This is a genomic window from Streptomyces sp. NPDC029138 (assembly GCF_055564375.1).
Genome location: NZ_JBVHWM010000047.1, coordinates 1 through 23720, shown reverse-complemented (window position 1 = coordinate 23720; position 23720 = coordinate 1). Strand labels below are relative to the sequence as shown.

General features: G+C 72.9%; 23 protein-coding genes and 1 tRNA gene. 13 read left to right on the top strand and 11 right to left on the bottom strand.

Going from position 1 to position 23720, the window contains the following annotated elements; translation table 11 throughout:
* The first annotated feature begins 186 nt into the window (after positions 1–186).
* Positions 187–1290 carry an amidase domain-containing protein gene (locus ACZ4WH_RS29590; RefSeq protein ID WP_468186420.1) on the top strand — a complete coding sequence of 368 codons (1104 nt, stop codon included), beginning with the start codon at positions 187–189 and terminating at the stop codon, positions 1288–1290.
* Here the strand turns inward: ACZ4WH_RS29590 and ACZ4WH_RS29585 are convergent.
* From ACZ4WH_RS29585 to ACZ4WH_RS29575, 3 genes are all read right to left on the bottom strand, one after another.
* The gene (locus tag ACZ4WH_RS29585; protein ID WP_468186283.1) at positions 1278–1913 is read right to left on the bottom strand and encodes a DUF4383 domain-containing protein; all 636 of its coding nucleotides are present in this window, start codon (positions 1911–1913) and stop codon (positions 1278–1280) included. The genes ACZ4WH_RS29590 and ACZ4WH_RS29585 overlap by 13 nt on opposite strands.
* A gap of 82 nt (positions 1914–1995) precedes the next feature.
* Positions 1996–3390 (bottom strand): hypothetical protein, encoded by a 1395-nt coding sequence (locus ACZ4WH_RS29580; RefSeq protein WP_468186280.1) that lies wholly within the window; start codon positions 3388–3390, stop codon positions 1996–1998.
* Positions 3391–3464: 74 nt separating this feature from the next.
* On the bottom strand, positions 3465–4235 hold the full coding sequence (locus tag ACZ4WH_RS29575; protein ID WP_468186278.1) for a DUF4097 family beta strand repeat-containing protein: 771 nt from the start codon (positions 4233–4235) through the stop codon (positions 3465–3467).
* 235 nt (positions 4236–4470) lie between these two features.
* On the opposite strand from ACZ4WH_RS29575, the gene ACZ4WH_RS29570 reads away from it, so the two are divergent.
* Positions 4471–4542, top strand: a tRNA-Val gene (locus tag ACZ4WH_RS29570).
* Positions 4543–4588: 46 nt separating this feature from the next.
* On the opposite strand, the gene ACZ4WH_RS29565 is transcribed toward ACZ4WH_RS29570, so the two are convergent.
* Positions 4589–4930, bottom strand: coding sequence for a hypothetical protein (locus ACZ4WH_RS29565; RefSeq protein WP_468186275.1), 342 nt, complete (start codon positions 4928–4930; stop codon positions 4589–4591).
* Positions 4931–5022: 92 nt separating this feature from the next.
* Positions 5023–5922, bottom strand: coding sequence for a ketopantoate reductase family protein (locus tag ACZ4WH_RS29560; RefSeq protein WP_468186272.1), 900 nt, complete (start codon positions 5920–5922; stop codon positions 5023–5025).
* A gap of 93 nt (positions 5923–6015) precedes the next feature.
* On the opposite strand from ACZ4WH_RS29560, the gene ACZ4WH_RS29555 reads away from it, so the two are divergent.
* The 4 genes from ACZ4WH_RS29555 to ACZ4WH_RS29540 all read left to right on the top strand — a co-directional run bounded on the left by ACZ4WH_RS29555 (position 6016) and on the right by ACZ4WH_RS29540 (position 9640).
* Complete coding sequence (locus ACZ4WH_RS29555) at positions 6016–6246, top strand: DUF2277 domain-containing protein (protein WP_468186417.1); 231 nt, start codon at positions 6016–6018, stop codon at positions 6244–6246.
* Between the two features lie 228 nt (positions 6247–6474).
* Positions 6475–8349, top strand: coding sequence for an FAD/NAD(P)-binding protein (locus tag ACZ4WH_RS29550; RefSeq protein ID WP_468186269.1), 1875 nt, complete (start codon positions 6475–6477; stop codon positions 8347–8349).
* 99 nt (positions 8350–8448) lie between these two features.
* Positions 8449–8904, top strand: a complete 456-nt coding sequence (locus ACZ4WH_RS29545) for a DoxX family protein (RefSeq protein ID WP_468186267.1) — start codon at positions 8449–8451, stop codon at positions 8902–8904.
* A gap of 124 nt (positions 8905–9028) precedes the next feature.
* Positions 9029–9640 (top strand): DedA family protein, encoded by a 612-nt coding sequence (locus tag ACZ4WH_RS29540; protein ID WP_468186264.1) that lies wholly within the window; start codon positions 9029–9031, stop codon positions 9638–9640.
* Between the two features lie 92 nt (positions 9641–9732).
* On the opposite strand, the gene ACZ4WH_RS29535 is transcribed toward ACZ4WH_RS29540, so the two are convergent.
* The gene (locus tag ACZ4WH_RS29535; RefSeq protein WP_468186261.1) at positions 9733–10377 is read right to left on the bottom strand and encodes an HNH endonuclease family protein; all 645 of its coding nucleotides are present in this window, start codon (positions 10375–10377) and stop codon (positions 9733–9735) included.
* Positions 10378–10762: 385 nt separating this feature from the next.
* Here ACZ4WH_RS29535 and ACZ4WH_RS29530 point away from each other — a divergent pair, with 385 nt between their 5' ends.
* Together ACZ4WH_RS29530 and ACZ4WH_RS29525 are read left to right on the top strand one after the other, a co-directional pair.
* Positions 10763–11344, top strand: coding sequence for a TMEM165/GDT1 family protein (locus ACZ4WH_RS29530; RefSeq protein ID WP_030985911.1), 582 nt, complete (start codon positions 10763–10765; stop codon positions 11342–11344).
* 200 nt (positions 11345–11544) lie between these two features.
* Positions 11545–12213, top strand: coding sequence for an HAD family hydrolase (locus tag ACZ4WH_RS29525; protein WP_468186258.1), 669 nt, complete (start codon positions 11545–11547; stop codon positions 12211–12213).
* A 138-nt stretch (positions 12214–12351) separates the two neighbouring features.
* Here ACZ4WH_RS29525 and ACZ4WH_RS29520 read toward each other — a convergent pair whose 3' ends face one another.
* Positions 12352–13248, bottom strand: coding sequence for a peptidoglycan-binding domain-containing protein (locus ACZ4WH_RS29520; protein WP_468186255.1), 897 nt, complete (start codon positions 13246–13248; stop codon positions 12352–12354).
* A gap of 129 nt (positions 13249–13377) precedes the next feature.
* Here ACZ4WH_RS29520 and ACZ4WH_RS29515 point away from each other — a divergent pair, with 129 nt between their 5' ends.
* On the top strand, positions 13378–15417 hold the full coding sequence (locus ACZ4WH_RS29515; RefSeq protein ID WP_468186253.1) for a DHA2 family efflux MFS transporter permease subunit: 2040 nt from the start codon (positions 13378–13380) through the stop codon (positions 15415–15417).
* Here the strand turns inward: ACZ4WH_RS29515 and ACZ4WH_RS29510 are convergent.
* Complete coding sequence (locus ACZ4WH_RS29510) at positions 15410–15928, bottom strand: GNAT family N-acetyltransferase (protein ID WP_468186251.1); 519 nt, start codon at positions 15926–15928, stop codon at positions 15410–15412. The genes ACZ4WH_RS29515 and ACZ4WH_RS29510 overlap by 8 nt on opposite strands.
* A gap of 136 nt (positions 15929–16064) precedes the next feature.
* Between ACZ4WH_RS29510 and ACZ4WH_RS29505 the strand changes: the two genes are divergently transcribed.
* Positions 16065–16745: a hypothetical protein gene (locus ACZ4WH_RS29505; protein WP_468186249.1), complete on the top strand. Its 681-nt coding sequence runs from the start codon at positions 16065–16067 to the stop codon at positions 16743–16745.
* Between the two features lie 5 nt (positions 16746–16750).
* A complete protein-coding gene (locus ACZ4WH_RS29500; RefSeq protein WP_468186247.1) occupies positions 16751–17998 on the top strand; it encodes a hypothetical protein in 1248 nt (415 codons plus the stop codon).
* Here ACZ4WH_RS29500 and ACZ4WH_RS29495 read toward each other — a convergent pair.
* The gene (locus ACZ4WH_RS29495) at positions 17987–18427 is read right to left on the bottom strand and encodes a DnaJ family domain-containing protein (protein ID WP_030649369.1); all 441 of its coding nucleotides are present in this window, start codon (positions 18425–18427) and stop codon (positions 17987–17989) included. The genes ACZ4WH_RS29500 and ACZ4WH_RS29495 overlap by 12 nt on opposite strands.
* Before the next feature lie 113 nt (positions 18428–18540).
* Here ACZ4WH_RS29495 and ACZ4WH_RS29490 point away from each other — a divergent pair, with 113 nt between their 5' ends.
* Positions 18541–18933 carry a hypothetical protein gene (locus ACZ4WH_RS29490; protein WP_468186244.1) on the top strand — a complete coding sequence of 131 codons (393 nt, stop codon included), beginning with the start codon at positions 18541–18543 and terminating at the stop codon, positions 18931–18933.
* Positions 18934–18961: 28 nt separating this feature from the next.
* Here ACZ4WH_RS29490 and ACZ4WH_RS29485 read toward each other — a convergent pair whose 3' ends face one another.
* On the bottom strand, positions 18962–19633 hold the full coding sequence (locus ACZ4WH_RS29485; RefSeq protein ID WP_468186242.1) for an O-methyltransferase: 672 nt from the start codon (positions 19631–19633) through the stop codon (positions 18962–18964).
* A gap of 187 nt (positions 19634–19820) precedes the next feature.
* On the bottom strand, positions 19821–21212 hold the full coding sequence (gene proP, locus ACZ4WH_RS29480; protein ID WP_468186240.1) for a glycine betaine/L-proline transporter ProP: 1392 nt from the start codon (positions 21210–21212) through the stop codon (positions 19821–19823).
* A 393-nt stretch (positions 21213–21605) separates the two neighbouring features.
* On the opposite strand from proP, the gene ACZ4WH_RS29475 reads away from it, so the two are divergent.
* A complete protein-coding gene (locus ACZ4WH_RS29475; RefSeq protein ID WP_468186238.1) occupies positions 21606–23669 on the top strand; it encodes a bifunctional glycosyltransferase 87/phosphatase PAP2 family protein in 2064 nt (687 codons plus the stop codon).
* The last annotated feature ends 51 nt before the right edge of the window (positions 23670–23720 follow it).

Here is a 23720-nt window from a genome sequence, read left to right as displayed (position 1 = left end):
GGGCGCGCGCCGGGGATTCCACTTGTGCAACCCCCTTCACAACCGACGCACACGGCGTGCGAAGATGCCCCTCGCCCGGTAGGTGTACCGGCGTAGAGGGGAACATCATTGAAATCTAGAAGACTGAGCCGTGGGCGGCGCCGCACGGCCATAGTCACCGCCGCGGCCGCCTCGGTGGTCGCCGGCGTGGCTCTGGTGCCCAACTGGAGCGCGGGTGCGGCGGTGACCGACGATCCGACGGTGGACGCGGCGACCAAGGCGACCTTCCAGCGGCTGGCCGACGCGGTCTTCACCGACCGCACGCAGGCCCTCGTGGAGGGCGCGGGGAAGACGGAGACCCGGCACACGTCCGGCTTCTCGGGTTCCGTGCGCCTGTCCGGCGGGCAGACCCGCCAGGAGAAGTCCGCGCTGGACGAGCTGCGTGACCGCCGCAGCCGGCTGGCCCGGCTGGGCGAGACGTACCGCGCGGGGAGCACCAAGGTCACGCTCGACGCGACCCAGGTCAAGGGCCGGCACGCCAAGGTCGCCGTCACCGAGACCACGACGCTGACCTACGACAAGGCCACCGCCAAGAGCCCGAAGTCGACCGGCTTCCAGGCCCACCACGAGCTGACCTTCCAGGCCGACCGGCACGGCACCTGGCAGCTCACCGGCATCCGCGACACCGACGACGGCTACCTCGCCGTGAACCAGGTCGCCAAGCCCACCGTCACCTCGGCGAAGACCGCCACCGCGGACGACGGCCCGCCCTCGGCGGCCCGCGCCGCCACCACCTGGCCCGCGCCGGCCAACGCGAAGAACTTCTCCGCGACCGGCTACGACTACAAGGCCATGGTGGCGTACGCGCAGAAGTACTGGAACAAGTACAACCCGGCCTACCCGGACTTCAACGGACAGGGGGCCGGCGGTGACTGCACCAACTTCGTCAGCCAGGTCCTGAAGGCCGGCGGCTGGAAGCACGTGCCCGGCTACACGTACGACTGGAAGAAGTGGTTCGGCACCGCCGACATCCAGTCGGACTCGTTCGTCGGCGTCAACGAGTTCTCCTGGTTCGCCCTGTCCTCGAAGCGGGCCACCAGCCTCGCCAACGTCTACCAGATGGACCTCGGCGACGTGCTTCAGATGGACTTCAACCGGGACGGGTCCAAGGACCACTCGATGATCGTCACGTACCGGGACAACCGTGGCGTGCCGTACGTGAGCTACCACTCGACCAACACGTACAACCGGTCGGTGGCCAGCCTCGTCGCCTCGTACCCGAACGCGGCGTTCTACGCCTACAGGACCTGACCCCGTCCTGGCTGCCGCGGGCCCTGCCGCTCCTGCCTCTCCCGCTGTTCGTCCCGCGGGCGCTGCCCCTGCCGCGTCAGCTGCTCGGGCGGCGTCCGCTGTTCCCGCGGGGTGGCGTCGGGGTGGCGGGCCCGCCAGTAGGGGTTGTCGTGCGGCAGGTTGTGACCGACCCGGCCGTACATGCCGAAGGTCATCAGCAGCAGGCCCACGATGAAGCTGAAGAACACGTTCTGGATCTTGAACGCCAGGAAGTTGCTGTTGGTGTCCAGCAGGCCGAGGAACAGGAAGCCGTTCAGCAGGAACAGCACGCCGAGGACCATGTTCAGGGTCGACGCGAAGTTCCCGCCGATCACCATGCCGACCAGCAGCACCGCCCCGATGCAGATGGACAGCACACTCAGCGCGCCGTTGCTGTTCAGCCCGGCGACCGTGTTACCGCCGGTGCTGAAGAAGCCGATCTGGTCGATCAGGCCGAGAATGCCGAAGGCGACCAGGAACGCGCCGATGAGGCCGGCACCGATCCGGTAGACCTGGTTCAGCCGGTGGTCCACGGGCAGGTGGTCGTCCAGCCGGGGCCGCTGCCGTTCCTCGGCTTTCCTCGTGTGCACTGCGTGTGTGGCCATGTCCGCCTCCCTCGGGCGCTAGCGGAGGCCATCCGTCATCTTCAATATCCGCTTGCCCCGCAGCCCCGGCAACACGCACAGGTCAGTGCCCGGCGCCACGCTCCTCGCGGATCTGCGTCACCACCCGCGCCACCGTCTGCCGCACCCCCTCGGTCTCGGTGAGGAAGTGCCAGTAGTCCGGGTGCCGCCCCTCCAGCGTGCCGATCGCCCGCTCCAGCCGGGCCACCGCGTCGTCCAGCGGCCGGGCGTGCCGCGGATCGGGGGTCGTACGGCCCGTCATGGCCAGCCGCTGGGCGTCCCGGATCGCGAACCGGGTCCGCTCGATCTCCGCCTGCGGATCTTTCTGCACCGCGTTCAGCCTGGTCAGCCGGTCACCGGCGGCCGACACCGCCTCGTCGGTGGCGTTCAGCAGGGCGCGTACGGTCGACAGCAGCGAGGTCGCGTCCGGCCAGCGCTGCGCGTCCCGCGCCGTCTGCGCCTCCCGGAGCTTCAGCTCGGCCTGCCGTACGTTCTCGGCGGCCTGCTCAGGCACGTGCTGGAGATCCTGCCAGCAGGCGGCGGCGAACCGGCGGCGCAGCTCGCTCAGCACCGGCTCCACCTGCCCGGCCCGCGTGGTCAGCGCCTGGGCCCTGGTGCGCAGGCTGACCAGCCGGTGGTCGATCTCGGCGGCCCGCTCCGGCAGCCGCTCGGCCTCGGCCCGGATCGCCCCGGCCTCCCGCTGCACCCGCTCGGCCCGCTCCAGCGTCGCCCGCACCCCGTGCCGCCCGGCGCCCTGGTTGAGCTTGGTCAGCTCCGGTGACAGGGCCGCCAGCCGCGCGGCCAGTTCGTCGGCCCGCAGGTTCTGCTCCCGTACGGCGTCCAGGGCGTTGCTCGCCGCCAGCAGCGACTGCCGGGCCCGCTCGACGGCGGGCGCCAGCCGGGCCAGCTGTGTCTCCGCCTTGCCCAGCAGCGGGTCCAGCGAGCCGCCGAACCGGTCCAGCTCCTGCCGGACCCGGACCAGCTCGTCCTTGGCCGCGGTCAGCTCCGCCCGCGCCCGGGCCGCCGTGCCGGCCTCCAGATCGTCCCGGTCCAGATCATGGGCGTCGACGGCCTGGATGTAGCGCTGGCTGGCCTCGTCGATCCGGCGTCCGAGCGCCTCGAAGTCAAAGACGGCGCGCCGGGCGGCGGGGGAGTCGTCCACCGCCGAGATGGTCTCGACCGAGATCCGCAGATCCCGCTGCGCGGTGTCGAGTTCGTAGAACGCCGTCGCCGCCGCGTCCTTCGCGGCCTGCGCATCGGCCCGGTGGCTCTCCGCCCGCCCGCCGAACCAGCGCCGGGTGCCTCCGCCGGCGAACGCGACGGGCAGCGCCAGCGCGGCCAGCACCGGCAGGCCGAGCAGCGTGAGGGTGTCCCGCAGCGGGGAGGGGCCGCGCCGGGCCCGTGCGGTGGACGGCGGCGGGTACGGCTGGCTGGCTGGCGTGCCCGGTGTCGCCGTCACATCCCTCTCCCGTGCTGTGGTTCGCCCTGGGTGGTGTCATTCTCCCACCCGTTGAAGACGAACACACGGGCCGGTCAGTTCGCCGTGCGCACCGTGACTTTCCCGTCCTGGGTGTGCGCCGACACCCGGTGCGGGCTGCTGTCGTCGCGGGGCACGGACACCGACACCGCCCCGTCGTCGGCGCCCGCCGACACCCGGTACGCGCCCTTGGGCAGGCCCACCGTCACCGATCCGTCGTCGCTGCGGACGTCGACCAGGTCGGGCGGGCCGGTCAGTTCGACGTCCACGGAGCCGTCGCTGGTGGCGGCCTTCACCCGGCGCGAGGAGACCTCCGCGCGCACAGATCCGTCGTCGGCCCGCAGGTCCAGCGGACCGCTGGTGTCGGTGACGCGCACGGCGCCGTCGTTGACGTGGATGCTGACCGCGTCCCGGAACCCGGAGGCCCGCACGGCGCCGTCCTCGTTCACGACCCTGACGCCGACCCCGCGCGGCACCTCGATCCGGTGCCGGGCCGAGCAGTCGGCGATGACCCCGGAGCAGTGCACCCGCAGCACGAGCCGGTCGCCGTCCATGGACCACCGCACCTCGGGCTCGCCGCCGGCGACCACGGACCCCTCGAACCAGCGGGTCACCTCGACCGTGCCGGCCTTATGCCCCGGCGCGGCGACGATCTCCAGCGCCGAGTCGTCGGAGTCGACGGTGAGGGTACGGCCGTGCAGCGCGAAGGAACGGTGATCCGGATGCGTGTCGTCACCGGCGGAGGCGCCACAGGCGGTGAGTCCCGCGAGGAGCGCACCGGCGAGCACGGCCGGACCGGCAGCGCGGGACGAAAGGAAACGGACCATACGACTTCTCCCCCTGAACCGGCGTGAACCGGCATGAACTGGCTTGAACCAGCCTTGTCCGGCCCTGATCCGGCGCGCGGGGCCCGGCGGCCGGAGTACTTCGGTCTCCGCCGACGCTAAGGCCCGCGATCCCGGCGGACGATCCGGCGACCTCCCGGAACGGGGGTGGGGATAACCCCCCTGTCTCTGGTTTGCGGGGGAGCGGCCCGGGCAATGTAGGCTGTCGACCTGTCCCGGGTGCGTAGCTCAGGGGTAGAGCGCCTGCCTTACAAGCAGGATGTCGGCGGTTCGAAACCGTCCGCGCCCACCGGTCCGGCCCCTCGGAGCATTCTCCGAGGGGCCGTTTTCGTGCGCTATTCCTCCTCCGCAGCCTTCTCGTGGGCGTGCTTCAGCCGGGAGCGGGCCTCCATGCGGTCGGCCGCCGCGACCTCGGCCCAGAAGCGGTGCGTGCTGATGAAGACCGCGAGTTCGTGCTCGCGCCGCCGCAGCTTCTCCACCTCGGCCTGCTCGTCCTCCGTCCAGCCGGGGGACGCGGGTCGCTCCACCTTGCGCCAGCCGGTGTCGTCACTGAAGCCGTCCATCGGCTCGACCGACCAGGGCAGCCGCTTGAGCAGGGCCGACAGCTCGGCCCGGACCTGATGCAGCTCCTCCTGACCGGCGAGGAGGTCACTGGGGAATTCATAGGTCGTAGCCACGCGGCAATGCTACGCCTGTTCGATTTAGAGGGGCGAGGCTGTCCGTGAGGTCAGGGGGAGGTTCAGCCGAACAGGTGACGGGTGGCGTCGGGTCAGCGAGCGGAGTCGCCCAGCTCGCCCACCAGCCGTGCCGCCACCGGCACCGGTACCCCGTGCCGCTCCGCCGCGCGCAGCAACGCCCCGCCGATGGCGTCCAGTTCGAGCGGGCGGCCCGCCTCGGCGTCACGCTGCATGGACGACTTGGCGGCGGGCGGGAAGGCGTCGTACCGGGCCAGGGCCTGGGCCGGGTCGGCGGGGGCGCCGCAGGCGCGGCTGACCGCGGTGGTCTCCGCGACCAGCGCCTCCAGCTCTTCCCGGTGACGGGTCCGGGCCACGCCGAGCGGGACGCCGTACCGGGTGGTGAGCAGGGCGAACGGGGCGAGGAACGCCATCTTGGCCCACAGCGCCGCCGTCTCGTCCCCGGCCACACGGGCGGTCGTGCCGCAGGCCGTGAGGTGGGCGGCCAGCGCGTCGAGGCGGGCGCGGGGTACGGCGTCCCCGGCCAGGTCGATCTCCGTGAACGGGCTGCCGTGTTCGATCACGCCCGGGGCGACCCGGGTGGACTCCACCCGGATCACGGCCGGCGCGACCCGGTCGGCGCGGTACCGGGCGCGCAGGGCGGCGGGGTGTTCGACGCCGTTCAGGAGCGGTACGACCAGGGCGTCGCCGAGGGCGGCGGGCGGGACCCGGGTCAGGGCGGCGTCGAGCGCGGTGTGCTTCACGGTGATCAGACAGGCGTCCACCGGCTCGCGCAGCTCGGTGTCCGCGTCCACGGCGGCCGTGAAGTCGCCGAACTGCGGGCTGCGGACGGTGATGCCGGTACGGCGCAGGGTGTCGGCCGTGGCCTCCCGGGCCAGGCAGATCACCCGGTGTCCGGAGCGGGACAGCAGGGCGGCGAGCAGGCCGCCGGTGCCGCCGGGGCCGAGGACCGCCACGGTGAGCGGGTGCGTCATGACGTTGTCCTTTCGACGGTCGGCCCCGGGGTGTCGGTGGCCGCCTTCGCGGAGATCATCGCAGGGGGCGGCCGGATGCGCGAGACTGGGGACATGTGCCGGAGCATCAAGACGCTGCGTCCGCCCGTGCTGGCCGCCGAGGCCACGGACGAGGACATCCACGCGGCCGCGTTGCAGTACGTACGGAAGATCTCGGGCTTCCGGGCGCCCGCCGCCCACAACCGCGAGGTCTTCGACAAGGCGGTGGCAGCGGTGGCGGAGGCCACGGCCGAGCTGCTCGGGGGGTTGGAGGTGCGGGGGCAGTCGGTGCGGCGAGGAGGGTAGCGCGCCGAAGCGGCGCGGGGCTGTGCCGATCGGCGGCTCCGCCGCGTGCGCGCGACCGGTGCGACGGACCCGCGGTCCGACGATCACCCGCACCACCCTCACAATCCGGCGCCGCAGACAACTCGGGCCACACACAAGGCCGTTGGCATACCCAGGGCATGATGAACCCCGCCGTCCGCCCCACCCCGGCGGACGCCGAACGCGCCCCCAACGCCCTGGAGCCCCCCTTTGCCCGCCGCAATCCCCCTCGCTCTGGTCGGCGCCGGCCCCCGTGGAACCAGTGTCCTGGAACGCCTCTGCGTCTCCGCACCCGAACTCCTTCCGCCCGGCGCCCGGCTGACGGTCCACGTGATCGACCCGGCGCCACCGGGACCCGGCCGGGTCTGGCGCACCGCGCAGTCAGCCGAGCTGCTGATGAACACCGTGGCGAGCCAGGTGACGCTGTTCACCGACGCCGGCGTGGACTGCTCGGGCCCGATCCGGCCGGGCCCCAGCCTGTACGAGTGGGCGGACGGCGAGCTGGGCCCGGACGACTACCCGACCCGCGCGCACTACGGCCGCTACCTCCGCTGGGTCTTCGCGCGCACCCTCCGCACGGCCCCCGCCGCCGTGCGCGTCGAGACCCACCGCGCCCGGGCCGTACGGCTGACCGACCAGCCCGACGGCCGCCAGCGGCTCACCCTGGACGACGGCCGTACCCTCTCCGGCCTGGCCGCCGTCGTCCTGGCCCAGGGCCACCTGCCCGTCGCCCCGGACGACGAGCGGCTCGCCACCACCGCGTACGCCGCCCGGCACGGCCTGCGCCACATCCCGCCCGCCAACCCGGCCGACGTCGACCTCACCGGGCTCCGCCCCGGCGAACCGGTACTGCTGCGCGGCCTCGGCCTCAACTTCTTCGACCACACCGCCCTGCTGACCACCGGCCGGGGCGGGCGCTTCACCCGCCGGCCCGACGGCGGCCTGCGCTATCTGCCCTCCGGCCGGGAGCCGCGCCTGTACGCCGGCTCGCGGCGCGGGGTGCCGTACCAGGCGCGCGGTGACAACGCCAAGGGCCCGTACGGCCGGCACACCCCGCTGGTCCTCACCCCGGAGGTGATCGCGGGGTTCCGCGAGCGCGCCGACTCCGGCGAGGCGCCCGACTTCCTCGCGGAGATATGGCCGCTGGTGGCGAAGGAGGTGGAGACGGTCTACTACTCCGCCCTGACCCGGCGGCCCGACGTCACCGCCCGCTTCCTCGCCGTACCGCACGGCGACCCGCGAGAGGCCCGCGTCCTGGACGAGTGCGGGGTCGCGGCGGCCGACCGGTGGTGCTGGCGGCGGATCGCCCGGCCGTACGGGGAGCGGGAGTTCTCGGGTCCGGGGCAGTGGCGGGCGTGGCTGCTGGCGCACCTGCGGGAGGACGCCGCGCAGGCCGCGCTCGGGAACGTACGGGGACCGCGCAAGGCGGCACTCGACGTGCTGCGCGATCTGCGCAACGAGATCCGGCTGGTGGTCGACCACGGCGGACTGAGCGGCGCCTCCCGCCGTGCGCACCTGGACCGCTGGTACACCCCGCTCAACGCCTTCCTCTCCATCGGGCCGCCCCGGCGCCGGATCGAGGAACTGGCCGCGCTGGTCGAGGCGGGCGTGGTGGAGGTGCTCGGCCCGGGGCTGGAGGTGCGGGCCGAGGACGGGGGCTGGGTGGCGTGCTCGCCGGACGTGCCGGGCTCGGCCGTCCGTGTGACCGCCCTCATAGAGGCGCGGCTCCCGGAACCCGATCTGCGGCGCACGGCCGACGAGTTGCTCGCCGCGCTGCTCGCGGACGGCGGCTGCCGGCCGCACACCGTGGACGGTTATGAGACAGGTGGGCTGGACGTGACGCGGCGGCCGTACTACTTGATAGACCGTCAAGGTGCCGTGCACGGAAGGCGGTTCGCGTTCGGTGTGCCCACGGAAGGGGTGCACTGGGTGACCGCGGCGGGGGCCCGGCCAGGGGTGGACTCGGTCACGCTGTCGGACGCCGACGCGGTGGCGCGGGCCGTGCTGCGGGTGGCGGTGTCCTGCGCGGAGCCGCGAACGGAGACGCCGCCATGGCCGAATGTTGAACTTGCAAGCATTGATTAGGTACCCCTAACCTGGGCCCTCGTTCGGTACCGCCGCCCCCACGACCGGCCTCCTCAGTCCCCGGCCGGTCCGACCGACACCGAAGAGGAGAAACCCCTCATGTCCGCACGTCTCAACTCCGCTCAGCCCTATGTGATCGGGCTCTTCCGCATCGTCCTCGGCCTGCTCTTCGCCGTGCACGGCGCCGCCTCCCTGTTCGGCGTCCTCGGCGGCGCCGCCGGCACCGACGGCGGCACCGTCGCGGCCGGTACCTGGCCCGGCTGGTACGCGGCCCTGATCCAGCTGGTCGCCGGCGGCCTGGTGCTGCTCGGCCTCGGCACCCGCGGCGCCGCGCTGATCGCCTCGGGCTCGATGGCGTACGCCTACTTCGACGTCCACCAGCAGGCCGCCCTGTGGCCCATACAGAACGGCGGCGAGCTGTCGGCGCTGTTCTGCTGGGCGTTCTTCCTGCTCGTCTTCACCGGTTCCGGCGCCTTCGGCCTGGACCGGTTCCTCGTCCGCCGCACGGCTCAGGACGGCGAGCCCGCGCCGGAGCAGTCCCCGGTGGCCGCCTGACCCGGGCGTCGGAGAGCCCGACCTGTGAACACTCTGTAATCGCCCCAGGAACCCCCGGCGAAGCTCCTGTCACACCCCCGGCGTACGCTGTATGGCTGTCAACGGGGGAGTGACGGGAGTCGTCGTGTTCGAGAGCGTGGGGTCGCTGGCGGCCGGGCCGTGGATCTATGCCGTGGTGGCCCTGTCGGTGCTGCTCGACGTGTTCCTGCCGGTCCTGCCCAGCGGTGTGCTCGTCATCACGGCCGGCACGGCAGCGGCGGCCGGCTCGGGCGCGGCGGCGGGCCAGGTCCCGCACGAGGTGCCGGACATCCTGGCCCTGATCCTGTCCGCCGCGACCGCCTCCGTCCTCGGCGACCTGGTGGCGTACCGGCTGGCCTGGCGCGGCGGGGAGCGGCTGGACCGGGCGATAGCCCGCTCCCGGCGGCTGACCACCGCGCAGGAACGTCTCGGCGACGCCCTCGCCCGGGGCGGCGGCGCGCTGGTCGTCCTCGCCCGCTTCGCCCCCGCCGGCCGCTCGGTCGTCTCCTTCTGCGCCGGCGCCGCGCACCGCCGCGTCCGCGACTTCCTGCCCTGGTCCGCCCTGGCCGGCCTGTCCTGGGCCGCGTACAGCGTGGCCCTCGGCTACTACGGCGCCCAGTGGCTGGGCGCGACCTGGCTGGCCACGGGCGTCTCGGTGGCGGCCCTGTTCGGCGCGGGCGCGGCAGCGGGTTTCCTGATGCGCCGCCCGGTTTCCTGAGCGCCCCGAAGGGGCGCGGGGAACGGCGCGGCCAGCCACAACAGTCCCGCAGTCGCCGAGGGGCCGGTAGCCCCACGGCGCGGCGGCGGATCTCAGCAGCCGGCCAGATCGTTCGTCAGCGCGCTCTTCTCCGCCGAGTCCACCGACAGGTTGTAGTAGTACTTCACCTGCACCCACGCCCGCACGTACGTGCACAGGTACGCCGACCGGGACGGCACCCACGTGGCCGGGTCCTGGTCACCCTTGGCCTGGTTGACGTTGTCGGTCACGGCGATCAGCTGCGGCCGGGTCAGGTCGTTCGCGAACGCCTGCCGCTGCGCCGTCGTCCACTTGCTCGCCCCGGAGTCCCACGCCTCGGCCAGCGGCACGAGGTGGTCGATGTCGAGGTCGGCGGCGGCGGTCCAGGTGGCGCCGTCGTACGGGGAGTACCAGCTGCCGCTGGTGGCGGCGCAGGAGGAGTCGGTCACGACGTTCGAGCCGTCGCGCTTGAGGACCGTCTCGCGGGTGTTGCAGCTGCCGCTGATGGTGATCCAGTGCGGGAAGAGATCGCGGCTGTAGCCGGTGCGGTTCTCGGTGGCCACGGTGAGCTGGGAGAGGTAGCTGCGGGCGGTGGCGCCGCTGACCGGCGTGGGGAGGGCCGCGGAGGCGTTCGGGGAGTTGAACAGGGCGACGGAGGCTATCAGACCGGTGAGGGCCGCGAGTATGCTCGTCCGTCGACGCGCGTAGAACTTCGGCATGCGTGAACTCCCTTGTGGGATGGCGGTGTTGGAGCGCGAGCGAGGGAATGCTCGCGGGGCGGTGTTGCCGGAGGGTGAGCGCTCGGTAAGAAGTTAGTGACGTGCACATGTCACGACAAGGTTGACGACGGAACTTTCACATCCCGTACGATGGGGAGCGCAGAAGGGGAGTAGCTCTTCGCCGGACCGTCGACATACTGCTCAGCGAGCCTGAGCCGGCGCCCGGAGGCGGACCACCGAGTTCCATCGAGGTCCGCCAGCGAGACCTTCGGCAGCAGTGCACGCCCGTGCCTTCCGGCGCGGGCTCCGAGTGCGCTGCCGTGCCGAGGTGTCATCGCGTGACGTACCACACTCTCGGTGGGGCAGCCCGACCGATTGAGGAACTTTGATCAGCATCACCGTGACGGCGCTCGTCTTCGGCGTCATCTTCCTCGCCGAACTGCCGGACAAGACCGCGCTCGCCGGCCTCGTCCTCGGCACCCGTTACCGCGCCTCGTACGTCTTCGCGGGCGTCGCCGCCGCCTTCCTGCTGCACGTCGTGCTCGCCGTCGCGGCCGGCAGCGTGCTGACCCTGCTGCCGCAGCAGATCGTGCACGCCCTCACCGGCGTCCTCTTCCTCGGCGGGGCCGCGATGCTCCTGCTGAAGAAGGGCGAGGAGGAGGAAGAGGTCAAGAAGCCCGCCGACCAGTCGTTCTGGAAGGTCGCGGGGACCGGCTTCATGCTCATCCTGGTCGCCGAGTTCGGCGATCTCACCCAGATCATGACCGCCAACCTGGCCGCCCGCTACGACGACCCGATCTCCGTCGGTCTCGGCGCGGTGCTCGGCCTGTGGGCCGTCGCCGGGCTCGGCATCGTCGGCGGAAAGGCCCTGATGAAGCGGGTGCCGCTGCGGCTGATCACGCAGATCGCGGCGCTGCTGATGCTGGCGCTCGGCGTGTGGAGCCTGTGGGAGGCGGTGAGCGGCTGACCGGGACGGCTCGGCCGTGCTGTCCAGCGGAGCTGAACGTCAGGTGAATGCTCGCCGGGGTGGTGGCGGGAACGGGGCCAGGTTTTGTACCGTGGGGGAACAAAGTGGCTCCCGCCCGTTTTCCCTGACCGGCGGGCGGGGCCGCCTTGTCCCTCCCGACGTCCCACCCGACCCGGGGCCTTTCGTTCCTGGAGCTGCCGATGCCGGCCACCGCCACGCCCACCGTCCTCACCGCCCGCGCCCTCCTGCTCGACATGGACGGCACCCTCGTCAACTCGGACGCCGTGGTCGAGCGCATCTGGCGGCGCTGGGCCGAGCGGCACGGGCTGGACGGTGACGAGGTGATGAAGGTCGTGCACGGCCGGCAGGGCCACGCCTCCATGGCCGTCCTCCTCCCCGACCGGCCGGTCGAGCAGAACCTCGCCGACAACGCCCGCATGCTCGCCGAGGAGACCGCCGACACCGACGGCGTGATCGAGATCCCCGGCGCGCGCACGTTCCTCTCCTCGCTGGAGGGGCTGCCGCACGCCCTGGTGACCTCCGCCGACGTCGCCCTGTCCACCGCCCGCATGAACGCCGCCGGGCTGCCCCTGCCGGCCGTCCGCATCACCGCCGAGTCGGTCGGCGCGAGCAAGCCGGACCCCGAGGGGTTCCTGAAGGGCGCCGCCGAACTGGGCGTCGACCCGGCCGACTGCGTCGTCTTCGAGGACTCCGGCGCGGGGATCGCGGCGGGGCGCTCCGCGGGGATGCGGGTGGTGGGCGTCGGTTCACGTGCGGTGTTTCATGAGCCGGACGTGGTGGTGCGGGACCTTACGGAGGTGCGGGTCGAGGCGGTGGCCGGTGGGGGGATTCGGCTGCACATCGGCTGACGCGGGGTTCCGGGCGCGTTGTGGGGGAGCGGGCGCGGGTTCGGGTGCGGTCTGGTTGTTCGCGTCCACGCGTCCACGCGGCGGCCCCGCATATCGATACAGCCCCGCGCCCCCTGGGTTGATGGCGCCCCGGCGTTCTCAAGGCTCCGTCGTCTCCGCCTCCAGGCTCTTCCGGGTGGCCGGGCCGTACGTTCCCAGGTCGTCGCCCCTGATGCCTCGGGCCAGCTGGTAGTTGCGTACCGCGTCCTCGACCGGGCGGGTGAAGGTGCCGTTGATCCGGTCGCCGTAGAGGTTCAGCCGGCGTAGGCGCTGCTGGAGCTCGGTGACCTCCGGGCCCGTGTCGCCGCGTCGGAGGACCGGTGGTGCGGCCGGTGTGGTCGGCGGGGTGCCCGAGGGTGTCGTCGACGGCGTCGGTGAGGCGGTGCGGGAGGTGCTGTCGGAGGGTGTGGGGGACGGGGTCGGCGAGGCGGAGCCCGGGGACGGGCTCGGGCCGGTCGTCGCCGAGGGGGAGGGGAGAGGTGCGCGGGGTGCGGCCGGGGGTGCCGGTGCCGTCGCCGAGGACGGTGCCCGTGTCGTCGTCTCCGGAATGCTCTCCCTGACCTCCTGAGCCGCCCGGTCCCGGGCCGGCGCCTGGTAGGAGAACAGCGCGAAACCGGCCACCGCGACGACGGCCACGCCCGCGCCCCCGGCGGCCAGCAGCACCGTACGACGGGAGCGCCGCCGGGGCCGGTCGTCCTCGGGCCCGGCCGTGGGCGCGTCCGGCTCCGCTGTCGGGGCAAACGGCGCGGGCGTCTCCGGGTGCGGTGGCGGTACGGCCTCGGCGGGTCGTGGGGGCGCGGGCTCCTCCGGGGCCGGGCGCATCTCCACGTACGGCCGTATCCGCAGCGGGTCGAAGTCCTCCGCCGCTGCCGCCTCGGCCGTGCGGGTCTCGCGCAGGGCCTCGGACGCGCGCGCCGTGCAGTCGCACGACGGCGTGTTGTCCGGCCCCCTCGGCGTCCCGCACTCCGGGCACAGGGTGCCCCGCTCTCCCGTCACGCGTGTGTCCCCTCCCCTCGGGAACTTCAGAGATTATGCGTATTCCCTCCACATCCGCAGGACTGGACAGGCCATAAGTGGTGACACCGATCACGATGGAAGAGGTGCACCCGAGCCCGGGAGGTCTCCATGGCGCTGGACACGCATGGCGCGGCGAAGGACGTGGGCAGCGGCGAACACGTTCCGGGCAGTGTGCTGGTGCCGATCGGCGCGCTGCTGCTCGGGCTGCTGCTCGCCGCGCTCGACCAGACCATCGTGTCGACGGCGCTGCCGACGATCGTGAGCGACCTCGGCGGCCTGGAGCACCTCTCCTGGGTCGTCACCGCCTATCTGCTGGCCTCGACCGCCGCCACCCCGCTGTGGGGCAAGCTCGGTGACCAGTACGGCCGCAAGCGGCTGTTCCAGACGGCCATCGTGATCTTCCTGATCGGGTCGGCGCTGTGCGGCACGGCGCGGGACATGCCCCAGCTCATCGCCTTCCGGGCGGTGCAGGGCCTCGGCGGCGGCGGGCTGCTGGTGCTGTCCATGGCGATCGTCGGCGACCTCGTGCCGCCGCGGGAACGCGGGCGGTACCAGGGTCTGTTCGGCGCCGTGTTCGGCACGACCAGCGTGCTCGGGCCGCTGCTCGGCGGGCTGTTCACCGAACACCTCAGCTGGCGCTGGGTCTTCTACGTCAACCTGCCCATCGGCGTGATCGCGCTCGCCGTGATCGCCGCCGCCCTGCGCATCCCGCGCCGCACCGCCCGCCACGTCATCGACTACCTGGGGACGTTCCTGATCGCCGCCGTCGCCACCTGCCTGGTGCTGGTCGCCTCGCTCGGCGGCACCACCTGGCCCTGGAACTCGGCGCAGATCATCGGGCTCGCCGTGCTGGGCGTCGTCCTCGCCGTGGCGTTCGTCGCCGTCGAGCGCCGGGCCGCCGAACCGGTCCTGCCGCTCAAGCTGTTCCGCATCCGCACCTTCACCCTGGCCGCCGTCATCAGCTTCATCGTCGGCTTCGCCATGTTCGGCGCGCTGACCTACCTGCCGACCTTCCTCCAGGTCGTGCACGGCATCTCCCCGACCCTGTCCGGCGTCCACATGCTGCCGATGGTGTTCGGCCTGCTGCTGTCGTCCACCCTCTCCGGGCAGATCGTCAGCCGCACCGGCCGCTGGAAGGTGTTCCCGATCGCCGGCACCGCCGTCACCACCCTCGGCCTGCTGCTCCTGCACCGGCTCGACGAGCACAGCGCGACCGCCGTGATGAGCGTCTACTTCTTCGTCTTCGGCGTCGGCCTCGGGCTCGTCATGCAGGTCCTGGTGCTCATCGTGCAGAACGCCGTCTCCTACGAGGACCTCGGCGTCGCCACCTCCGGCGCCACTTTCTTCCGCTCCATCGGCGCCTCCTTCGGCGTGGCCATCTTCGGCACGGTCTTCGCGAGCCGCCTCGGCGACAAGCTCACCGACGCCTTCCGGGGCGTGCGCCTGCCGCCCGGCGCCACCCCCGACGCGCTGAAGGCCGATCCCCGGGGCATCGCCGCCCTGCCGCCCCCGCTGCGCCCGGCGGCCCTGCACGCGTACGCGTCCGCCATCACCGACGTCTTCCTCTACGCCGCGCCCGTCGCCCTCCTCGGCTTCCTGCTGGCCTGGCTCCTGAAGGAGGACCGGCTGCGCGGCTCCGTCACCGCGCCCGACGTCTCCGAGACCATCCCGCCCAACCCGGTCGAGCGCTCCTCCTACGACGAGGTGTGCCGCGCCCTGTCCCTGCTCGGCACCCGGGAGGGCCGCCGCGAGATCTACCAGAAGATCACCGAACGGGCCGGATACGACCTGCTGCCCGCCGCCAGCTGGATGCTGCTGCGCGTCCGCCGCTACGGCTCCGTCGAACCGGCGGTGCTGGCCGAGCGCAGCCCGGTCCCGCTCCAGGCGGTCATGGCCGCCGCCCGCCAGGTCGAGGAACGGCGGCTCGCCGAACGCCGGGGCCTGGACCTCGTCCTGACCGACGCCGGCCGCGAGGTCGCCGAACGGCTCGCCACGGCCCGCGAGGAGTCCCTGGCCGAACTGCTCGGCGACTGGTGGCAGCCCGGCCGCTCGACCGACCTCACCCAGCTGGTCCGCGACCTCACCGGCGAACTCTGCGGCGCCGAACGCGAACGACCGCACAACGGCACGGTGACGAAGGTCAGTTGACGGCCCCCGCCGGCAGCAGTGCCTTGCGGAACCAGTGTTCGGCGTACGGGTCGGTGTTGTGCGGGCCGGTCTCCGTGTAGCCGAGGCGGGCGTACAGGGCGCGGGCCTCGACCAGGTCGCCACGGGTGTCGAGGACGATCCGCCGGGCGCCGAGGGCACGGGCGGCCTCCTCGGCGGCGGCGACGAGGAGCGGGGCCCCGCCCCGGCCGCGCAGCTCCGGCAGCACGAACACCCGGGTCAGCTCGGCCGTGTCCGGGCCCAGCAGCCGTACGCCCGCCGAACCGGCCGGCGTGCCGTCGTACCGCCCGACGAGCAACTGCCCGCGCGGCGGCGCGAGGTCGGCACCGCTGCGGGCCGCGACCTCCCGCTCCAGCTCGTCCGGGTCGGTGCGGTGCCCCTCGTGCAGCAGGTACCAGCGGTCGCTGACCTCCGTGTAGTACGCCCGCCACAGCGCGGCGGCGGCCGGGGAGTCGTACGGTTCCGGGGCGATCGTCCACGTCATGCCGGCCATTGTCGGGAGCCGTCCCACCCCCTCCGCAACCGGATATGTCGGGGCCGAACCGGGTCGGGGAGCCGTTTGTGGGCGGGCTTCCGGGTCACCCGAAGGGAGAACCGGCCAGCGGGGCCGGTCCGATCGGAAGGCAACCATGTCCACAGGCCTGATCATTCTGTTGATCGTGATCGCGGCGGTCGTGGTCCTCGGCGCAGCCGCCCTGACCGTGCGTGGCCGCGCCCGGCGCGGCGGGCCCCACCTGAAGCGGCGCTTCGGGCCCGAGTACGAGCGGACCGTGGCCCTGCACGACGGGGACACCAAGGCCGCCGAACGGGAGCTGACCGAGCGCCTCGAGCGCCACGGTGACCTGAGGGAACGGCCGCTGGACGGCGCCGAGCGGCAGCGGTACGCGGACCGTTGGACGGCCGTGCAGGAACACTTCGTCGACTCGCCCCGGCAGGCGGTGGCCGAGGCCGACCTCCTCATCGGAGAACTCGCCGCCGCTCGGGGCTACCCCGACGGCGGGCGGTACGAGGAGCAGCTCGCCGCGCTGTCCGTGCACCACGCCGACCACGTCGACGGCTACCGGCAGGTGCACCGGGTGGCCCGCGCGGCCACCGGCGCCGGACCGGGCGGGACCGGCGCGGGAACCGAGGAGCTGCGGTCGGCGCTGCTCGGCGCCCGGGCCCTCTTCGACGACCTGACCAGCGCCGAGCCCGGCCGGCACCGGGCCCCCGCCGGCACGGGCCGCCCGACGCCTCCCGCCACGACCCGCTCCCACGCCCGCTCCCACATGCCGTGGGCTCTGCACCGGAGCCGACCGAAGGAGAGCTGAACGCCATGACGGACAGGATGAGCGGCTCCGGCGGCGACCGGCACCGCCCGGAGCGCCTCTCGCGTGGGGACGAGTGGACGCCGGAGCAGGAGTCGGAACAGAGAGACGAGTGGGCACCGGGCGACGCGGCCCCCGGCCGTCGAACCCCGAGAAGGCCCCGCCCGGAGGAACGCCTGCCCGGCGAACCGGGAGCACGGGAGAGCGGAGGCGGCCGGGCTCCGGGCACGGGGCCCAGCCAGGGTGGCCGGGCTCCGGGCGCGGGGTCCGGCGGAGGCGGCCGGCCGTCGAGCGAGGGCGCGAGCGGCTGGCTCCGCGGCGCGGATGCGGCCGGCCGGACCCCGGAGGAGGACACGCGCGGCCGGACCCCGGGCGAGGGGGAGAGCGGACAGCTCCCCGGCTCGGCCGGCCCCGGCCGGGAAGGGCTGACCGGGGACGACCGCACCCCGGAGGACACGCCGCAGCCGCCCCCGGGCCCTGCGGGCATGCCGGAGTCCGGAGTGTCCGGGGATGCCGAGCCGACCCCGGGCCCGGTGGGAAGCCCCACCTCCGACGTGTCCGAGGACACGGAGTCCCGCCGGGGCGCCGCCGGGAGCCCCACCTCCGGAGTGTCCGGAGACGCCACGGGCCCCGCGCGCCACGGCTCCGAGGGACTGCGGCCCGGCACGGAGGAGCTGGGGCCGGAGACACCCGGTGCGGAGGGGCGAGGGTCGCGGATGTACGGCGGGCGGGACAGCCGCACCGTCGGTACGAGCACCGGTGGTCCCGAGTGGGCCGGGGAGGAGGAAGGCGTGATGCCGGACAACGGGCTCGGGGCTCCGTCCGTCGGTGAGGTCAGCGGGCGCGAGGCCCGGATGACCGAGGCGCGGGCGGCGGACACCTGGCCGACGGCGCCGGGCAGCCCCGCAGCACCCGGCCGCAGCGCCACCGGCGCCGTCGGGGCGACCGCCACCGCCCCCTCCGGCACCGGCGCCCCGCTGCTGCCGCACGAGGAGACCGAGCAGTGGGAGCGACGGCTGCGGGAGGTGGTGGCCGGGTTCGTGGACGAGCCCAGGGAGGCCGTCGAGCAGGCCGACCGCACGGTGGAGGAGATCGCCGCGCGGTTCACCGAGGCCGTCACACGTCGCCGCCGTACCCTGCGGATGTCCTGGGAGGGCACCGAGGGACGCGGCCCCGGCGCCGAGACCGACACCGAACAGCTGCGACTCGCCCTGCGCGACTACCGGGAGCTGGCCGGGCGGCTGCTACACGGCTGAGCCCGCCACGCCCCCGTCACCCCTGGCGGCAGCCCTGCGCTGCCGCCATTCGCGTACGACCTCCTCGACGTCGTACGGCTTCTTCCCCAGCGGCGGACCGGGCGGCGGCTTGAACATCATGTCCTTGATCCGGACGTTGACGTCTTCGATGATCTTCCGGGCGATCCGCTCCGAGGGCGCCGCGTACGCCGCCTCCAGCGCGTCCTCCGCCTCCTTGCGCAGCGCCAGCGCGGGCGGCAGCACGGCCAGCCCCTCACGGACCAACTTCCGCTTGACCCACCACAGTTCGTCGTAGGTGGAGTCGACCTCCGTGGGCAGCGGCGCCCCCGCACCCGGCAACCGGTCGAACTCCCCGCGCCCCTGCGCGTCGCGGATCTGCTTGTCCACCCAGGACTCGAACGGGACCCCCGGTGGCTTTCGCTCGGTCATGAACCCATTGTGCCGGACGCGACCCCGCCGGGCGTTTTATCATGCGGCGGCGGTACGGCACCCCGCCCGCCGCGCCGAAGCCACCGCACAGGACGTTTTTCAGGGGGAACCTCGTGCTCGAACTCACCATGGCCACCGTCTCCGGGGCGGACGCGGGCGCCACCGCCGGCATGACGATGGCCGAGGCGCCCAGCGAGCCCGGCGCCGTGCTGCGGATCGGCCGGGACGGGGCGGTGTGCCGGCTGGTCACCCCCGACGACTGGCTGTTCGTGTCCCGCGTCCACCTGGAGTTCCTGTGCGGCCCGGACGGCGCCTGGCAGCTGACCTGGCTGCGGGGCTCCCAGCCCGACCCGGCCTCCGAGGTCCGGCTCACCGTCGGGGAGTACGCGCAGCCCGTCGGCTACGGCGGGACCGTCCCGCTGCCGCACGGCGGGTCCGGCGAGATCGTCATCCAGGACCGCACCGCGCCGCGCAGCGTCAACGTCGGCTTCTACCACGAGGTCTGAGCCGACACGAGCACTGGCCCGAGTGACCTCAGCCGAGCACCCGGGCCAGCGCGAACCCGTCGTACCCCTTGCTGCCGACCGTCTGGATCGCCGTACCGGTCAACCGGGGGTGAGTGGCGATCAGTTCGATCGCGGCACGGGTGCCGACCACGTCCGGTTCGGTGCTGCTCGCGTCGGCCACCCGGCCGCCGCGCACCACGTTGTCCAGGACGATCAGGCTGCCCGCCCGGGTGAGCCGCAGCGCCCACTCCACGTAGTGCGGGTTGTTGGCCTTGTCCGCGTCGATGAAGACCAGGTCGAAGGGGGCCGGGTTCTCGTCGGCGAGCTTGGGCAGCGACTCCAGGGCCGGGCCCACCCGCACCTCCGCGATCCGGTCCAGGCCCGCGCGGGCGATGTTCCGCACGGCCACCTCCGCGTGCTTGGCGCTGTACTCCAGCGAGATCAGCCTCCCGTCCTCGGGCAGGGCGCGGGCCAGCCAGATCGTGCTGTACCCGGCGAGTGTGCCGATCTCCAGGATGTGCCGGGCGCCCTGCAACTCGGCGAGCAACTGGAGGAACTTGCCCTGCGTCGCCGTGACGGCGATGGCGGGCAGCCCGGCGGCATCACTGTCCCGCAGGGCCGCGCGCAGTGCCTCGTCGTCCGGTGACAGCGTGTTGATGAAGTAGTCGTCGACGTCGTCCCAGACCTGCGACCCGCTCATAGCGTCTGCTGCCTTTCCCGAGTGTCCTGCTCCGATGATCTCAGGAGAACGGCGTCTGCGGGCGACTGTTCGCAGGCTGGGGCGGCGCCCTAAACCGACGGTGTGCAAGCTCCCCAGGGGCGCGGGGAACTGCCCGAAAGGGCACGACGGACCCGCACCCGGCACACGGCCCGCACCCCTGCGGCGCTCAGCGACCCTCCACGGACGGCGCGGAACCCGGCAGCGGCCGCCCCGCCGACTCCGACATCCGCCACACCGCGACACCGCCCACGACAGCCGCGGCCATCATGTAGTAGGCGGGCATCATCATGTTCCCGGTCGCCCCGATCAGCGCGGTCACGACCAGCGGAGTCGTACCGCCGAACAGCGACACGGACACGTTGAACCCGATCGACAGGGACCCGTACCGCACGCGCGTCGGGAACAGGGCGGGCAGCGCGGCCGGCATGGCCGCCGTGAAGCACACCAGCAGCAGACCCAGCGCGCCCATGCCCAGTCCCACGGCCAGCAGGCTGCCCTCGCGGATCAGCAGCAGGGCCGGGATGGACAGGAACAGGAAGCCCGCGCAGCCCGCCGCGATCACGGGTCGGCGACCGACCCGGTCGGTCAGCGCGCCCACGAACGGCTGGACGATCATCATCAGGGCCATCACACCGAGCACGACCAGCAGCCCGTGCGTCTCGTCGTACTTCAGCTCACTGGTGAGGTAGCTCGGCATGTACGACAGCAGCATGTAGTCGGTGACGTTGAAGACCAGGACCAGGCCCATGCACAGCAGCAGGGACTTCCACTGGCCGGCGATCATCTCGCGCAGCGGCACCTTCGGCCGGGCCGCCTCCGCCTTCTCGACCTCCGCCGCGAACGCCGGGGTCTCCTCCAGCCGCATCCGCAGATACAGGCCGATGATGCCCATCGGGCCCGCGATCAGGAACGGGATGCGCCAGCCCCACGAGGTGAGGTCGTCCGAGGACAGCAGGGCGGTCATGAGCGTGACCAGGCCCGCGCCGCCGATGTAGCCGGCGAGCGTGCCGAACTCCAGCCAGCTGCCGAAGAAGCCGCGCTTCTTGTCCGGCGCGTACTCGGCGATGAAGGTGGACGCGCCCGCGTACTCACCGCCGGTGGAGAAGCCCTGCACCAGGCGGGCGGCGAGCAGCAGGAGCGGCGCGCCGACGCCGATCGTCGTGTACGACGGGATCAGGCCGATGGCGAACGTACCCGCCGCCATCATGATCATCGTGACCGCGAGGACCTTCTGCCGGCCCACGCGGTCGCCCAGCGGGCCGAAGACCATGCCGCCGAGCGGGCGGACCAGGAAGGCCGCCGCGAAGGCGCCGAACGTCGACAGCAGCTGCGCGGTCGGGTTGCCGGACGGGAAGAAGACCTTGCCCAGGGTGACGGCGATGTAGCTGTAGACACCGAAGTCGAACCACTCCATCGCGTTGCCGAGCGCCGCCGCCTTCACGGCGCGCTTGACGAGCGCGGGGTCGGTGACGGTGACGTCGCGGGCGGCACGGGCCTGGGCGGCCCGCCGCGACTTGACGGGCGGGGTGACGGCTGTGGCGGTGGTAGCGGTCGCCAAAACGGGGCTCGCCTACCTTTCGACGGGGACAGGGACGGGACCCGGACGGCGACGGTGACGTACGACGGGCCGAAAATCGACCATAGGCGGAGATCCGCCCCTTACGTCTTGTACGCGTATCGATGCACAGTGCAGCTAAAGGGCGCATACGCAGGTACGTCTGCCCGCTCACGCGGTGCCGTTCCAGCAGCTCACTGTGATCCTTGTCGCGCCCCCGGCGCGCAACCGGGTGTACCCCGGACTAAGGTCTTTCGGACAAAAGGAGACCGACGTCAGGTGAATCGGGGGTTGCCTGCGTCCCTCTCCCGGGGGTCTGCGAGTCTCAGAAGGAGCGCAGAGGGGAACCCGGCGCGCAGCCGCGGCCGGGACGACGGGGTGGGAGGCCGACGAGGCGTGGCGAACGTGGAGCACAGCGGGCGACCGGCGGACGTCTTCGGAAGATCGGCGGTCGGGGCGCGGCTGCGCGCGACCCGGCTCGCGCTGTGGGCGGTGGCCGCGATCCTCGCCGTACGGCAGATGACCGTCGTCCTGACCACCCCGAGCGGCGAACGGCTCACCGACCTGGAGACCTGGGTCGGCCCCGAGGGCGTCCTGCACGTGAACGGCTCGATCTACGACTCGACGCGGTTCACCGGCACCCCCTTCGGCGGCCTGGTCCTCAAACCGCTCACGCGTTCGGCCGAGGCCGCCCTCGGCTGGGGCTGGACCTTCGGCACCCTGCTGCTCGTCGTCGCCCTCGGGCTGGTGGCCGCCCGCGCGCTGCCCCAGCCGATCAGCCGGCGCACATCGCTGCTGGCCGCGCCCGTCGCCATCAGCCTGCTCATGCTGTCGCTGCCCGTCCGCAACACCCTGTGGCTCGGGCAGACCAGCATCATCCCGGTCCTGCTCGTCCTGCTCGGCTGCTTCACCGTACGCGGGGAACGCGCGAGCGGCCTGTGCATAGGCCTGGCCGCCGCCCTCCAGCCGACCGTCCTGCTCATCGCCCCGCTGCTGTGGTTCACCGGCCGCCGCAGGGCCGCCCTCACCACGGCCGGCACCTTCGCCGCCTGCACCGCGCTCGCCTGGGCCGCGCTGCCGCACGACTCCCACACCTACTGGGTGCACCACATGGCCGGCGTCGGCCTCGGCGGCAAGGCCGACGCTCTCGCCAACCAGTCCCTGCACGGGGCCCTCCTCCGCCTCGGCTTCACGGGCCCCTCGGAGATCGCGCTCTTCCTGCTCCTCGGTGCCGGCGTCGCCGCGCTCGCCCTGCGCCGCGCGGTCCGCTACGCCCACGACGGCCAGCTCCTCCTCGCCGTCGCCCTCACCGGCTGCGCCGCCGTCGCCGTGTCCCCGACCACCTGGCAGCACCAGCTGCTGTGGGTGCTGCTCGCGGTGGTCGGCCGGGTCGGCAGGCGGGCCTCCGACCGTTACGTCTGGCCGGTCGCCGTCGTCCTCGTCACCACGCTCCCGGCGAAGATGATGCTGCCGAACATGCCGGTGGTGTACCCGCTGCGGGACAACCTGGTCCTGCTCGCGGCCCTGGCCGCCGCCACGGCGGTGCCCTTCGTTTCCCGCACATCCCCGTACTACCAGACCCCGATACCGACGGAGTACGCCCCGCAGGCCCCGGCCCGCTTCCGCCGCATCCCCCTCCTGCCCTTCCTGCGCCGGGTGCTCACCCGCCCCAACCTCCTCCTGGAACTGCTCCTCATCCGCGTCACGTACGCGGCCTACCAGCAGGTACGGCTGGCGGCGACCGGCGGCAGCAACTCCGAGGGCCGGGCCACGGCCGAGCAGCACGGCCATCTGATCCTCGACGCCGAACGCTTCCTCCACATCGACATCGAACACGCGGTCAACCACGCCGTGGTGAAGATCGACTGGCTGCGGGACTTCTTCGACTTCTACTACGAGTCGTTCCACTTCGTCGTCCCGCTGACCGTCCTCGGCGTCCTGTACTGGCGCCGCCCGGTCGACTACCGCTGGGCCCGCGCGTCCCTCGGCTTCGCCACGCTGCTCGCCCTGATCGGCTTCTGGCTCTTCCCGCTGGCCCCGCCGCGCCTGATGCCCACGCTCGGCATCATCGACACCGTCCACGGCGTCCAGGACTTCTCCAAGCCGGACTACGGCACCCTGACCGCCCTCACCAACCAGTACGCGGCGATGCCCTCGCTGCACTTCGGCTGGTCCCTGTGGTGCGGGGTGGTGATCGCGGTGATCGCCCCCAAGTGGTGGATGAAGGCGCTGGGCCTCCTGCACCCGCTCTTCACCGTCTCGGCCATCGTCGCGACCGGCAACCACTGGGTCCTGGACGCGGTCGGCGGCGCGGTGGCGGTCGGCACGGGCTTCGCCCTGTCGTACGCCTTCCAGGGCCCGCGAGCGCGGACGCGGGCGGGGATGAGGGAGACCGGGGTCGGGGTCGGTGACGGTACCGGGGCCGGGGAGGTTGGGCGTGTGGGCGTTGGCGGCAAGTGACCGTTGGGCCGCTCGCTTCTCGGTCAGTGTCGTGCTTCCGCGGTCCGCGTC

Coding starts and splice junctions, on each gene's coding strand:
- ACZ4WH_RS29585 (WP_468186283.1), bottom strand. CDS start 1,913: ATGGCCACACACGCAGTGCACACGAGGAAAGCCGAGGAACGGCAGCGG.
- ACZ4WH_RS29575 (WP_468186278.1), bottom strand. CDS start 4,235: ATGGTCCGTTTCCTTTCGTCCCGCGCTGCCGGTCCGGCCGTGCTCGCC.
- ACZ4WH_RS29560 (WP_468186272.1), bottom strand. CDS start 5,922: ATGACGCACCCGCTCACCGTGGCGGTCCTCGGCCCCGGCGGCACCGGC.
- ACZ4WH_RS29555 (WP_468186417.1), top strand. CDS start 6,016: ATGTGCCGGAGCATCAAGACGCTGCGTCCGCCCGTGCTGGCCGCCGAG.
- ACZ4WH_RS29545 (WP_468186267.1), top strand. CDS start 8,449: ATGTCCGCACGTCTCAACTCCGCTCAGCCCTATGTGATCGGGCTCTTC.
- ACZ4WH_RS29535 (WP_468186261.1), bottom strand. CDS start 10,377: ATGCCGAAGTTCTACGCGCGTCGACGGACGAGCATACTCGCGGCCCTC.
- ACZ4WH_RS29525 (WP_468186258.1), top strand. CDS start 11,545: ATGCCGGCCACCGCCACGCCCACCGTCCTCACCGCCCGCGCCCTCCTG.
- ACZ4WH_RS29515 (WP_468186253.1), top strand. CDS start 13,378: ATGGCGCTGGACACGCATGGCGCGGCGAAGGACGTGGGCAGCGGCGAA.
- ACZ4WH_RS29510 (WP_468186251.1), bottom strand. CDS start 15,928: ATGGCCGGCATGACGTGGACGATCGCCCCGGAACCGTACGACTCCCCG.
- ACZ4WH_RS29505 (WP_468186249.1), top strand. CDS start 16,065: ATGTCCACAGGCCTGATCATTCTGTTGATCGTGATCGCGGCGGTCGTG.
- ACZ4WH_RS29500 (WP_468186247.1), top strand. CDS start 16,751: ATGACGGACAGGATGAGCGGCTCCGGCGGCGACCGGCACCGCCCGGAG.
- ACZ4WH_RS29495 (WP_030649369.1), bottom strand. CDS start 18,427: ATGACCGAGCGAAAGCCACCGGGGGTCCCGTTCGAGTCCTGGGTGGAC.
- ACZ4WH_RS29485 (WP_468186242.1), bottom strand. CDS start 19,633: ATGAGCGGGTCGCAGGTCTGGGACGACGTCGACGACTACTTCATCAAC.